Origin of the sequence: Amycolatopsis eburnea (genome assembly GCF_003937945.1) — a bacterium.
GTDB lineage: Bacteria > Actinomycetota > Actinomycetes > Mycobacteriales > Pseudonocardiaceae > Amycolatopsis > Amycolatopsis eburnea.
The window spans coordinates 238,870-250,817 of record NZ_RSEC01000046.1; the positions used below are offsets into that span (position 1 = coordinate 238,870).

Sequence of the window (11,948 nt, forward strand, 5' to 3'; positions counted from 1 at the left end):
TCAGTGCCGCGGCAAAGCCTTGCGGGGCCGGGGAATCGCCTTCCGCCCGAGCTTCGGTTCGCCTTCGCCGAGGGTGAACCGCAGTGCGAGGTCGAAGGCGTGCTCCAGCCTCGCCACGTGCACCCGCACGACGTCGTCGTCGGCGGCCGACCTCGCGTCCGCCAGGCTGCGGCTGACGTTCGCGATCCGACGACGGGAGGCCGCTTGGAGCGCAGCCTGTTCTTCCATGGTGAAAATCCTTTGATCAGCAGCGAAAAGCGGGTTTCCTTCGGCGGGCGACTCTAGCACTGCGCGTGACCGGCCAACGTGGACAGTCGCACTCGTCGATCACCTCCCCCGCACGGGGGAACGTGCCTCGCGAGCGCGTAAGGACCGCCGGCGGGCGAAGTCGCACCCACGCAGAGGAAAGCAGCACCCCGAGCTGAGAACCGGGCCCGCGTAGGGGGCGGGCCCGGTTCTCGTCGTGCGTGCGGCAGCCGCCCTTGTCCGGGTGCGGCCAATGGCCGAATTCGCTCATGCGCCACCGCGGAATCCCTTCCTAAGCTCTGCCCCGTCGAGCCGCCTTCCCGGGGCCGCGGCCGGCGAAATCCATTCGACGAGGGGTTTTCCCATGTTCAGATCCAGAGTGCGCGCCGCGGTGCTGGCGTTCCTCGTGCTGCTCGGCGGCTTGACCACGACCGCGCTGACCGCCGCGCCCGCCTCGGCCGCCGCGTCGTGCGCCGGCGGGGTTTCGGTCTACGGCGTGCTGCCCGACGGCCGGCTGAGCTACACCACGATCGACCCGGACAACGGCAACATCACGCACGTCGTCGTTTCCTCGAAGACGCTCGGGTTCACCGCGAAAGCACTGGCCACGCTCAACTTCAACACGCTGCTCGTGACCTCGACGTCCGGTGTGCTCTACCGCGTCGACGTCGTCACCAACAGCGGCAGCCTCACCTTCAACGACCCGATCGACGTCCAGCACGGCTGGACCCACAACCTGCTGTCCTACGACGGCCACGGCCACCTCTACGGCACGACCTCCGGTGGTTCCCTGCTGCAGTACCTCGTCTCGGCGGCCAAGCCGGGGACGAACCAGATCGGGCAGCGCCGTGAGATCGGCAGCGGTGGGTTCACGCTCAAGACCCTCGCGGCGGCCGGGGACGACCGGCTCATCGCGACCGCGTCCGACGGCCAGCTGATCAGCTACGCCGTTTCGCAGACCGGCACCACCTACACCCGCGCGCAGCTCGACGACGCCGGCTGGCAGAGCTTCGAAAACCTCGTCTCCCCCGGCGGCGGCCTGTACTACGGCAAGAACCCCGACGGCGCCATGTACTGGTACGAGGACGACGACCCCGCCGACGGGTCCGGCACGGACATCGCCTACCACCTGAACGACCCGGTCGCTTCGCGCGGCTGGACGCAGTACCTGCTCTCGGCGGACCCGGCCGGCTGCACCAGCACCACCCCGGTCAAGCCGCTGCGCTCGAAGATCGCCACCCTCGCCACCGGCGAAGTCGGCACCACCGAAGCGAGCTGCGACAAGTACAACGACGGCTGCAACTACGGCGCCAACGACTGGTGCGCGATGTTCGCCACCTGGACCTGGGCGGCGGCCGGCGTCGCGGACGTGCCGCGCAGCACCTGGGTCGCCCGCGGCCTCGGCAAGTGGGGTGTCGACCACGGCCTGTTCAAGTACCGCTCCAGCAGCACCCACGGCAGCCCGAAGATCGGTGACTGGGTCATCTACGGCCCGCCGGACGGCACCACGGGCGGCCACGTCGACGTGATCACCGCGGTGCACCCCGACGGCACGCTCACCGTCGTCGGCGGCAACGTCAGCAACAAGGTGACGCGGCGGGTGATCGACCCCGACACGGCCCGCTCCGGCGCGGACAACGTGCTGATCTCCGGCTACGTCTCCCCGCCCGGCGCCTGACCTTCCCTTCCTCGCGGTGCCGCGGCCACCACCGCGGCACCGCCCCAACCCACCTGGAGCTTTCCCATGCGCATCACCACGAGATCGATCGCGGCGGGCCTCGCCGCGCTGGCCGTCCTGACCGCCGGCGCCACCGCCGCGAGCGCCACCACCGAGACCGACGCCATGGCCGCCCGCGTCCAGCAGCTGGCCGCCTACGCGACGGCACCCTGCGTCACGGGCGGCCCGACGGCGGCGGACAGCGCGGCGGCCACCCGCCTCAACAGCGTCCTCACCGGCGCGTTGAAGGGCTACATGACGCCGTACCGCGTGTCCTGCGCCCGGGCTGTCATCAACGCCGTGCAGGCCCGCGGGCTCGACGAGCGCGCCGCGGTCATCGCGATCACCACCACCATCGTCGAATCCACCATCGAAAACATCAGCGAGCAGGTCGACCACACCAGCCTCGGCCTGTTCCAGCAGCTCGACTCCTGGGGCACCGCGACGCAGCGGCTCAACCCGGCCTGGGCCACCAACGCGTTCCTGGACGTGATGGAGGACTTCTACCCGAACGGCAGCTGGCGCACCGCCACGATCGGCGACGTCTGCCAGCGCGTGCAGCGGTCCGCCTTCCCCGAGCGCTACCAGCCGCAGGCCGCGGACGCGCAGCGCATCGTCGACGAGCTGAGCAGCCCCGCCGCGACCACCGTGTCGGTCTACGGCGCGCTCTCCGACGGGCGGCTGACCTACAGCACCATCAACTCGCAGACCGGCGACCGCACCAAGACCCTCGTCTCGAGCGACAACCTCGGGTTCACGCCCAAGGCGCTGGCCACGCTGAACTTCAACACCGTGCTCGCGACCTCGCCGGCCGGCGTGCTCTACCGCGTCGACGTCATCACGAACAACAACTCGCTGCAGTTCGGCACGCCGGTCGCGCTCGGCAGCGGCTGGACCCACGACATGCTGACCTACGACGGCCACGGCCACCTCTACGGCATCGCGGGCAGCACGCTGATGTCCTACGTGGTCTCCCGGCCCAAGCCCGCGAGCACCCAGATCGGCCAGCGCGCCGTGATCGGCACCGGCTTCACCATGCGCACCATCGCCGCCACCGGCGACGACTGGCTCATCGGCATCAGCACCACCGGCGTCCTGCGCTCGTACCACATCGCGCCCGACTACACGTGGAGCGGAACGACGCTGGCGGACCGCTGGAGCAGCTTCGACCAGATCGTCTCCCCCGGCTACGGCCTGTACTACGGCCAGACCCGCGACGGCGCGCTGTACCGCTACCACGACCACAACCCGTTCGACTTCGACGGCTCGGACATCCAGGGCTTCGGCACCGACCCGGTCGACACCAGCGGCTGGACGCAGACCCTGCTCTCGGCCCAGCCGTTCGGCGCCTAGCCCGGCCGTGGCGGACGAACCGGCCGCCCCCTGGTGGGGCGAGACGGGCGGCCCCCGTCCCGACCCGCCGGGGTGGTGGCCCGAACCGGACAACCTGCACTGGGTGGGGAACCCGGAGCCGGAAGAGGAGCCCCCGGCCCGGCCCCCGTGACCGGATCCGGACAGTGGCCGGACTTGCTCTCCCGGCGTAAGACGTCGCGGCCTAACTTGTCACACAGCAGAGATGATCGCTTTTCGCGGGGAGGACGACATGATCAAGCGGATGGTGGCCGGGGTGCTGGCGGCGGTGCTCGCGTTCGGGGCCGTGGCGGCGCCGGAAGCGTCGGCGGCGGACAAGCCGCGGACGGGGTGCGTGTGGATCTGGACCGCGGGCGTGCCCACGTGCCAGCTGCAATGACGGAGGGGTGATGGAGGCCTCCGGTCGTGGAGTGGAGCTGTCGGGGGACCGCTTCACCGGCCGGAGGCCTTCGTCGTGCGCCGGGTCTTCGGGCCGCCGCTCGCTGGGGACGCTCCGAAGTGGACCCGGCCGCGGACCGGCGGCAAGGTCGAGCGGCCCGGCCGCGTTGAGCCCGGGACACTCCGAAGTCGACCCGGCCACGCGCCCGACGCCACCGCAGTGCCGATCAAGGCGGCAACCCAAGCCGACGGCCGCGGACCAGCGACAAGGCCGAGGACCCCAGCCGCGGTCAAGCCGACAGCATTCCGAAGTGGACCCCAGCCGCGTCGGCAACCCCAGCCAAACAAGCCGGGTCGTCGCGTAGAGCCCGCAGCCCGCCGAAGTCGACCCGGCCACGCGCCCGACGCCACCGCAGTGCCGATCAAGGCGGCGACCCAAGCCGACGGCCGCGGACCAGCGACAAGGCCGAGGAGCCCAGCCGCGGTCAAGCCGACAGCCCTCCGAAGTGGACCCGAGCCGCTTCGGCTACCCCAGCCAGCCGAGCCGGGTCGCCGCGTGGACCGCCGCCACCCGGTTGTCCGCCTGCAGGGCGTCGAGCAGGCCCTGGACGTGGCGGCGCACCGTCCGCTCGCTCACGTCGAGGTGGCGGGCGATGGCGCCGTCGGTCATGCCGGTGGCCAGCAGGTCGAGCACCTTGGCCTGGGTCGGCGTCAAGCCGTGGCGCTGCTGCCCGCCGTCGCCGATCGGGACGGCCTGGCTCCACACCAGCTCGAACAGCATCCGCAGGCCGGCGACGATGGTCGGGCTGCGGACGAAGACCGCGCCTTCCATCCCGCTCGGGTCGAGCGGCAGCAGCGCCGAGTGCTGGTCGGCGATCACCATCTTCATCGGCAGCTCGGGCGCCACCCGCATGATCCAGCCGGCGGCGATGCTGGCCTCGACGACGCCCTTCGCCCCCTCGAACTCCAGCGCCGCGCGCTCGTAGACGTTGCGCAGCCGCACCCCGCGCTCGGTCACCGCTTCGGGCAGGGCCATCGCCGTGTTCGCGTCGGGTTTGCGCTTGAAGTGCCGCGTGGTGAAGGTGAGGAACTCCTCCTTCGCCGACAGGCACAGCTCGAGCGACAGCGCGCCGATCCGCTGCGGGTCGGACAGCACCTCGACGGCCGCGTCGCTGCCGCCGCCGTAGGTCGCCCGGTAGACGGTCTGCAACATGTCCAGCTGCTGACGCGCCGAGACAATCTGGCGCTGCTGCTCGACCAGCCGCTGCTGCGCGCCGAGGATCGCGTGGTCGACGGCCCGGACCGGCTCCATCGGCGCCAGCACGGGGTCATCGCGGTAGTCGCGCCGGACGAAGCCGCGGTCGATCAGCTCCCGCATCTCCGGGCTCGCGGCGCGCGGGTCGTCCAGCGGCACCGGCCCGGACCGCACCATCGCGTCGTACAGCGCACCCGCGTCCGCCGACAGCAGCCCTTCCAGCATCCCCACACCCTCCGGCGCTCACCACGGCCCATGGTAAGCCATTTCGATCTTCCCAGCGGCGCACGGCGACCACGCCCGCGAGCGGCAACCGGTTGAGGGAGCGGCCCCAGTGTCACCCGGTCGGCCGAGTGGGATCAGAGGCGGTCGTACTCGTCGAGCAGCGCGCAGCCGGGCGGCACGGCGGAACGGCAGCGGGCTACCGCGGGCTGCCGTCGCCGTAGTCCAGCCACGTCCCCACTGGAGGCCGCTGGCCGACGCCCGGACGCCGGTAGTCGCACACCCCGCCGGGGAACGCCGCGCGCAGCCGCTGCTGGTCCGCCGCGGTGAAAGTAACCGGGTAGTCGCGGAAGTCCAGCGGCTTCAGGCGGCACTTCAGCACGTCGAGCGCCAGCCCCTCCCCCGCGACCATGCGCGTGTTGGCCGCCACCGGGTACAGCGCGCCGCACTGACCGCTCGCCGGGTACGTCAGCGCTTCGGTGACCCGCGACGACGCGGACAGGTAGCACCCGTCGCCGAGGTCGCCCGGCCGGTTCGCCAGCACCTTCTGCGGCCGGCTCCGGTGCGAACGGTCGGCGTCGATCGCGGTCAGCCAGCGGTCCATCGCGTCGAGCTCGTACGCGCTCGCGGCCGCCGCTTCCGCCGCCGTGGCGTGGTTTTCGATGATGACCTGGTTCGCCGCGGTGCCGTTGGCGCGCAGAAGCCGTTGCCGCAGCACGTAAGACCACTCGGTGGTGTGGATGTCGTTGCCGGGGCCGGCGAAGTCGAGGTCGGTCCGCTGGTCGATGATCGGCGTCTCCCGCAAGCCCTGCGACGCCGAGTTCACGATGCCGTCGGCGTACGCGGCGTCCAGCGCCCTCGGGTCGGCCGCGGTCCGCTCAGCCACCGGCGTCCCCGTGTAGTCAAGACCGCCGATGCTCGCGTTGAGGTCGGCGAACTGCGCCGCGGTGATCGTCCCGGACTTCAGCGCGGCCAAGCCGTACTGCACGCCCGTGGTGTCCAGCGTGCTGCGCACGAACCCGGTCCGCGGGTCGCGCCCGAGCTGGTTGACCAGCTGCTCGTTCGAGTTGCACTTGACCCCGCCCGGGTTGGTGACCGGATCCCAGCGCGCCGCGACCGGGATGGCCGCGTTGCAGCTGCCGGTCGCGGTCGCGCGGCTGGCGAAGGTCAGGTCCCAGGAGACGCAGGAGTCGTAGCTGGCGAAGCCCGCGACGGCCTGCTTCTGCGCCGCGGTGAACGACGCGCCCGGCCCGGCGAAGTACCGGTCCAGCAGGCGGCAGTCCGACACCGGGCCGCCGACGCTCAGCGGGTCCGGGAACGAGACGCCGGGGATGATGCCGTCGACGATGCCCGGGTAGTTCTCGGCGATGTCGTACTGCTGGATCGCCCCGCCCGAGCCGCCCCAGCCGATGGTGTGGGCGATCGGGCCGTAGGTCTCGGCGAAGTGCTCCTTGACCATCATCGCCGCCTCGGCCGAGATGATCGGGCTGCAGTTGGTGTCGAGCACGTTCAGGCTCGACGACGCGACCGCGAAGCCCCGCGCCAGGAACAGGTCGTTGACGACGCCGCCGGTCGAGGCGCCCTGGTGGTAGCCCCCGTTGCAGCCGCCGCCGAAGGTGTAGACCAGCTTCCCGTTCCAGCCGGGGTCCGGCGCGGTCGGCGACGGCGTACCGGCGTAGAGCGCCGCCATTTCGTAGACGGCGCGGTCGATCGTGCCGCGCTCGACGCGGACGACGTAGGGCACCGCGTGCCCGTCGACGGTGGCCGTCGCGAGGTCCGCGGGCCGGCTCGCCGGGTCCGCCAGCGGCGCGAACGCCCCGGCGGTCGTCCGGTACTGGTAGCTCACCTGCGTCGGTGCGCTGCACAACGGCTGCTGCGCGGCGGGGAGGCCGAACGCCTGGGTCTCGCAGTAGAACGGGCGCTGCTGCGCGCCGGAGAAGACCGGCCCGCTGATCGGGTGGTCGGTGACGCGCAGGCCGGCCCGCTGGTCCGGGCCGGGCCCGCCGGTCCGGGCGACCAGGTCGTTGGTTCCCACGCGCAGGCCGGTCACCAGGCCGAGCAGGCTGCCGTCCGGCTGGGCGCGGAAGCTCGCGGTGACGTCGCGGCCGTTCGCCCGGACGGTGACCCGCCCCCGCTCCGGCGGGACGACCTTGACCAGGACCTGTTCCCCGCTGACGAGCGCGGGCCGCGGATTCGACACCGTCTCGATCGTCAGCCGCCGCCCCGGTGGCGTGCCGGGAGCCGCCACCGCGGCCGCGGTCCCCGTCAAGAGGAGGGGCGCGACCAGCGCCGCCACTGCGAAAGCACGGTTCGCCACCGGACACTCCGCTCGCTCGTGGCGTCGCGTCCGCGCGACACCGGGCCGCTGCCGGTATAGCACCCGCGCCCCGGCCGGAACAACGTTCTTACGGGCTCCGGAATCAGCCCTGCGCCCGCGCGGACAGGTCCTGCCACTGGGCCCAGGTGTCGAGCCGGTCGGCGTAGACCTGCTTGAGCATCGGGTAGAAGCCCTGTCCGAAGAGCACGCGCAGCGGCGGGCGGTCGGTGTCGACGAGGGTGAGCAGGGCCTGCGCGGCGGCGGCCGGGTCGCCGGCGGGCTGGTCGCGCATGGCTCCGGCGAGCCGGGTGCGCAGACCCGCGTAGGCGGGGATCGGGTCGGCGAGGTGGCCGTTGGCGAGCGGATCCGGGTTCTTGCCGTCGCGGGTGGCGAAGCCGGCGGGCTCGACGATGGTGACCTTGACGCCGAACTCGGCGACCTCCTGGGCGAGGGTCTCGTTGAGGGCTTCGAGCGCCCACTTGGAGGCCTGGTAGACGCCGCCGAGCGGCATCGCGATCAGCCCGGCGGCCGACGACAGCTGGATGATGTGCCCGGCGCGCTGCTCCCGCAAATAGGGCAATACGGCCTGAATGACCCAAATCGCGCCGAAGAAGTTCGTTTCCAGCTGGTCGCGCAGCTGCTGTTCGGTCAGTTCTTCGATCGCGCCGATCTGGGCATAACCGGCATTGTTCACGACGACGTCCAGCCGGCCGAAGTGCTCGGCGGCCCGCTTGACGGCCTCGGTGACGGCGGCCTTGTCGGTGACGTCCACGGCCAGCGGGAGCAGGTCGTCACCGTGGGCCTCGGCGAGCGCGTCGAAGCTCGCGATCGACCGCGCGGTCGCGGCGACCCGGTCGCCACGCGAGAGCGCGGCTTCCACGAACTGGCGGCCCAAGCCGCGGGACGAACCGGTGACGAACCAGACCTTGCTCACGGTGTCTCTCCACTTCCTGCGCTGCCGGATGGCTTGCGATCGACCACCAGACACCGGCAGGCGGAACGCCGTGACAGCGGCGGGACGTAACCCCGCTCACACGGCCGCAGCCAGGGCCGAGCAAGCTTGCGGCGGCTTCGCCGACGTCTTGAATGACTCATTCAGGTCTTCGGAGGTCCTGAATGAGTCATTCAAGACACCGCCGGACCGGCCGCGTCGATCCGACTGCGCCGGCCCACTGCGGCCACGGCGAGCAGGCGTGTTTCCCGCGGCTTCAGCGGCCGGCGACGAGGTGCAGCAGGTCGTGCGCCGCGGACAGGCTCTCCGGGAGCGGGTACCAGCGGACCTCCGGCCGGGCCGCGGTGACCAGCTGCGGATCACCGCGCAGCCGATCGCCGATCTCGCGTCGCAGGATGCGGACGCGGTGCTCCATCCCGGTGTCGCGCTCGGCGAGGACGGCCGCCGTCGACCGGCCGAGCGCCGCGGCCGTCTCGCCGCTGTCGAACACCCGCCGCAGGACGTCGGCGAGCAGGACCATCGCCATCGGGCTCGACCAGCTGTCCACCCGCGACAGGTCGAGCCCGATCACCAGCAGCACCGGCTCGCCCCCGGTCCGCGCGACGCGCCGGTACACCTCCCCCAGCCGCACCCGCAGGTACCCCTCGGTCGCCAACCCGCTGAACGACTCGGCCGCCGCACCGCCGGGCGCCTCGCCCGCGAGGTCGGCCCACCCCACCGCGGCGGCGCGCAGCATGCCGAACGGCGCGGCGCCGGGGTCGGCGGCGATCAGCCCGTCGGAGTTGTGCTCCAGGACCGCGTGCAACGCGGCGACGTCGTACAACGTCTCGTCCAGCCCGGCGCCGGTCCAGGCCCGGGACCGGCCGAGGCCGCCCAGCGCGCCGTCGACGTCGCCGCCGGACAGGACGGCGCGGCACACCGCGTCCACTTCGGGGACCGCCCAGTCGCTCGGGAACCGCCAGCCGCTGCTGATGCTCGCGATCCGCCACCGGCTCCGGAGATCCCGCACGGCTTTGCCGGCGCACTCTCGATCGGTCACCGCTCACCCCTTCGCGTGACGACCTACCCGGTCCTTCCCGTTGGTCTCGGGAATTCGACGGGCCCGGTCGCCGACCGTGACGCTGGGGCGGCGAGAGATCCACCGGATGAGCTAACCCTCAGGGGTGTCCGTTCGCGGGGCGGCCTCGGTGTCGTCCGCGCAGAACCACCCGTTCGTGTGCTGTTCCCCGCTCGCCGTGGGCGAAGCGTCCACCCAGGACAGTCCGGCCTCGGCGAGCAGCGTGTCGAAGATGGGCGTCGCCGCGCCGTCGTGCGGTGTGTCCACTGTGTTCATCGGCGTTCCTGTCACGGGGCCGGGGTCGTCGGCGTGCGGTGGCCGGCGCGGCGGGCGGTGGCACCGATGAACACCTTGAGGGCGAACAGGCCTTCCCGGGCCGCGCCGGGCACGGCCTGCCGGCACGACGTGCATTCGGCGAGGTGCGCCGCGACCGTCGAGGCGCAGGCGTCGTACCGCCCGCCGCGCAACCAGATTTCCAGCTGGCGCAACGCATCCCGGCAGGCCTGCGTCCGGGGCGCGGGGAGCTGCTGGGCCTGCAGGTAGGCCAGCCGCAGGCCCGCGCGGGCGCGGCCGGCCAGCGCCGCGACGCCGTTCGCGGAGATGCCCATGACCGGCGCCAGGTCGGCCGGGGTGCGGCCTTCGGCGACGATGTTCCAGAGCACGGTCCGCCAGCGCACCGGCAGGGTGTGGAAAGCGGATCTGACCAGCTCGTCGGTCGAGCGTCTGAGCACCAGCTCCTCGGTGCCTTCGGCGACCGCGGCGCCCGGGACCACCGCGTGCGGCTCGACCCGCTCCCGGTAACGGTTCCAGCGGGCGGCGAGGTTCCGCATCGTCACGACCAGGTACGGGCGCAGGTCGTCCTTCGGCCCGCCACCGGCGCGGACCACCGCGAGGACGCAGGCGAACGCCTCCGCCACCAGGTCGTCGCGTTCCGCCGGCTGCCTGGCCCAGCGCGCCGCGACCCGGCGCAGGGGCCCGGCGTGACGACGGAACAGCCGATCCCCCGCGGCGGGGTTCCCCGCCCGCAATTCGGCGAGCAACCGCCGATCCGGCAGGTGGTCGTCGTCAGTGGATTCGTCCATCGCTACTCCGATTCGGCGCCGCTTGCACTCTCGGTGATTTGATCGCGCACAAAGTAACAGTTACAGAAGTGTAGCCCTAAATGGCTACCCGGTACGCTTCGCGAAGTGATGGCTTCCAGAGCGGGCACCGGGCCCGGCGACGGCCGCGCGGCGCGCTGGGCGGGGCAACGCGAGCGCCGGCGCCGCGAATTCGTCGACGCGGCGCTGCGCGCGATCGCCGAACACGGCCCGCGCGTGTCGGCCACCCACATCGCCGACGCCGCCGGCGTGGCCCGCCCCCAGCTGTACCGGCAATTCGACGACGCGGCGGACCTGACGCGCGCCATCGCCGACCGGGCCACCGAGCAGATCATCGTGGCGATGCGGCCGGTGTGGGAGCCCCAGGGCAGCGCCATGCAAATGATCTCCGCGGCCGTCGACGCCCACACCGGCTGGCTCGCCGAAAACGGCAACCTCTACCGCTACCTGACCCTGCACTCCCAGATCGGCCGCCGCGAGGGCGAGGACGCGATCGCCGACGTCAAAACGGTCATCGCGCGCCAATTGACCCAGGTGTTCGAGTACTACCTGACGCTGTTCCAGCTCGACACCCGCGTCGCCACCGTCCTGTCGTTCGGCGCCGTCGGGCTCGTCGACTCCTGCGCCGCGCAGTGGCTCGAAGCCCCGCTCGGGATCACGAAGGCGCAGCTCGCCGAAATGCTCACGCGCTGGATCTGGCACATCCTCGACGACGCTCTCCGCACCGCCGGCATCGAAATCGACCCGGATCTCCCGTTACCGCCACCGCCGCCGCGGCAGCCACCGACGTCCTGATCCGAACACGTTCCCGCGGCCGTGGCAACCACACCCCGGGTTCCCGCCCGCGCTTTTCCGGCTCGCCGAAACGGGGCCGCGACGCTTTCACCAGGAACGCCACCCGGCCGCGCCGCCTCCGGCCGGTGCCGCCGAAGCACCGCAGATCCACCCGCGTGAGGGATCGCCGCCGGGCGCGAACCCCTTGCAGGCGCCGGAAAGCGCGGCAGAGTAACGCCGGCGGGACCGAGAACCTAACGCGAGCGGTGCTCTTCACCCTGGCGCCCGGATGGAGTTGCGGGCCCGTGCCGAACAGCTTTCATTGAACCCATCGGGTCAGCTCACGTGGACGTAGGAGAAGCACCCATGGGGATCGACTTCGACAACCTGAAGAAAATCGCGAGCAGCGAAAACGTCGACGCGGCCGCGGAGTTCGCGAAGTCCCATTGCGGCGACCACGCCGACGAGATCGACGCGGCCGCCGAACGGGCAAAGGTTTTCCTCAGCGGGGAATCGTGCGGTGACGAGCCGGGCGACGGCCCCGCGGCGTGAAGCGCCC

General features: G+C 71.9%; 12 protein-coding genes. 5 read left to right on the forward strand and 7 right to left on the reverse strand.

Annotation, left to right across the window (positions count from 1 at the left end):
- A complete protein-coding gene (locus EIY87_RS47660) occupies positions 1 to 228 on the reverse strand; it encodes a hypothetical protein (protein ID WP_158641319.1) in 228 nt (75 codons plus the stop codon).
- Between the two features lie 382 nt (positions 229 to 610).
- On the opposite strand from EIY87_RS47660, the gene EIY87_RS20370 reads away from it, so the two are divergent.
- The 3 genes from EIY87_RS20370 to EIY87_RS47665 all read left to right on the forward strand — a co-directional run bounded on the left by EIY87_RS20370 (position 611) and on the right by EIY87_RS47665 (position 3,713).
- Positions 611 to 1,924: a tachylectin-related carbohydrate-binding protein gene (locus tag EIY87_RS20370; protein ID WP_125310507.1), complete on the forward strand. Its 1,314-nt coding sequence runs from the start codon at positions 611 to 613 to the stop codon at positions 1,922 to 1,924.
- Positions 1,925 to 1,990: 66 nt separating this feature from the next.
- On the forward strand, positions 1,991 to 3,316 hold the full coding sequence (locus tag EIY87_RS20375) for a tachylectin-related carbohydrate-binding protein (protein WP_225439953.1): 1,326 nt from the start codon (positions 1,991 to 1,993) through the stop codon (positions 3,314 to 3,316).
- A gap of 223 nt (positions 3,317 to 3,539) precedes the next feature.
- Positions 3,540 to 3,713 (forward strand): hypothetical protein, encoded by a 174-nt coding sequence (locus EIY87_RS47665; protein ID WP_158641320.1) that lies wholly within the window; start codon positions 3,540 to 3,542, stop codon positions 3,711 to 3,713.
- Positions 3,714 to 4,238: 525 nt separating this feature from the next.
- On the opposite strand, the gene EIY87_RS20380 is transcribed toward EIY87_RS47665, so the two are convergent.
- The 6 genes from EIY87_RS20380 to EIY87_RS20410 all read right to left on the reverse strand — a co-directional run bounded on the left by EIY87_RS20380 (position 4,239) and on the right by EIY87_RS20410 (position 10,597).
- Complete coding sequence (locus EIY87_RS20380) at positions 4,239 to 5,192, reverse strand: LuxR C-terminal-related transcriptional regulator (RefSeq protein ID WP_158641321.1); 954 nt, start codon at positions 5,190 to 5,192, stop codon at positions 4,239 to 4,241.
- Between the two features lie 196 nt (positions 5,193 to 5,388).
- Complete coding sequence (locus tag EIY87_RS20390; RefSeq protein WP_125310515.1) at positions 5,389 to 7,506, reverse strand: DUF6351 family protein; 2,118 nt, start codon at positions 7,504 to 7,506, stop codon at positions 5,389 to 5,391.
- Positions 7,507 to 7,609: 103 nt separating this feature from the next.
- On the reverse strand, positions 7,610 to 8,440 hold the full coding sequence (locus tag EIY87_RS20395; RefSeq protein WP_125310517.1) for an SDR family NAD(P)-dependent oxidoreductase: 831 nt from the start codon (positions 8,438 to 8,440) through the stop codon (positions 7,610 to 7,612).
- Between the two features lie 274 nt (positions 8,441 to 8,714).
- Positions 8,715 to 9,497: a GGDEF domain-containing protein gene (locus EIY87_RS20400; RefSeq protein WP_125310521.1), complete on the reverse strand. Its 783-nt coding sequence runs from the start codon at positions 9,495 to 9,497 to the stop codon at positions 8,715 to 8,717.
- A 111-nt stretch (positions 9,498 to 9,608) separates the two neighbouring features.
- The gene (locus tag EIY87_RS20405) at positions 9,609 to 9,791 is read right to left on the reverse strand and encodes a hypothetical protein (protein ID WP_125310523.1); all 183 of its coding nucleotides are present in this window, start codon (positions 9,789 to 9,791) and stop codon (positions 9,609 to 9,611) included.
- An 11-nt stretch (positions 9,792 to 9,802) separates the two neighbouring features.
- Positions 9,803 to 10,597, reverse strand: a complete 795-nt coding sequence (locus EIY87_RS20410; RefSeq protein WP_125310525.1) for an RNA polymerase sigma factor — start codon at positions 10,595 to 10,597, stop codon at positions 9,803 to 9,805.
- Positions 10,598 to 10,705: 108 nt separating this feature from the next.
- On the opposite strand from EIY87_RS20410, the gene EIY87_RS20415 reads away from it, so the two are divergent.
- Positions 10,706 to 11,410 (forward strand): TetR/AcrR family transcriptional regulator, encoded by a 705-nt coding sequence (locus EIY87_RS20415; RefSeq protein ID WP_125310906.1) that lies wholly within the window; start codon positions 10,706 to 10,708, stop codon positions 11,408 to 11,410.
- 345 nt (positions 11,411 to 11,755) lie between these two features.
- Positions 11,756 to 11,941, forward strand: coding sequence for an antitoxin (locus tag EIY87_RS20420; protein ID WP_125310527.1), 186 nt, complete (start codon positions 11,756 to 11,758; stop codon positions 11,939 to 11,941).
- Positions 11,942 to 11,948: the final 7 nt, after the last annotated feature.

Bases quoted from the DNA above. Each gene is read 5' to 3' on its own strand.
- EIY87_RS47660 (WP_158641319.1), bottom strand. From the start codon at position 228: ATGGAAGAACAGGCTGCGCTCCAAGCGGCCTCCCGTCGTCGGATCGCG.
- EIY87_RS20370 (WP_125310507.1), top strand. From the start codon at position 611: ATGTTCAGATCCAGAGTGCGCGCCGCGGTGCTGGCGTTCCTCGTGCTG.
- EIY87_RS20375 (WP_225439953.1), top strand. From the start codon at position 1,991: ATGCGCATCACCACGAGATCGATCGCGGCGGGCCTCGCCGCGCTGGCC.
- EIY87_RS47665 (WP_158641320.1), top strand. From the start codon at position 3,540: ATGATCGCTTTTCGCGGGGAGGACGACATGATCAAGCGGATGGTGGCC.
- EIY87_RS20380 (WP_158641321.1), bottom strand. From the start codon at position 5,192: ATGCTGGAAGGGCTGCTGTCGGCGGACGCGGGTGCGCTGTACGACGCG.
- EIY87_RS20405 (WP_125310523.1), bottom strand. From the start codon at position 9,791: ATGAACACAGTGGACACACCGCACGACGGCGCGGCGACGCCCATCTTC.
- EIY87_RS20410 (WP_125310525.1), bottom strand. From the start codon at position 10,597: ATGGACGAATCCACTGACGACGACCACCTGCCGGATCGGCGGTTGCTC.
- EIY87_RS20415 (WP_125310906.1), top strand. From the start codon at position 10,706: ATGGCTTCCAGAGCGGGCACCGGGCCCGGCGACGGCCGCGCGGCGCGC.
- EIY87_RS20420 (WP_125310527.1), top strand. From the start codon at position 11,756: ATGGGGATCGACTTCGACAACCTGAAGAAAATCGCGAGCAGCGAAAAC.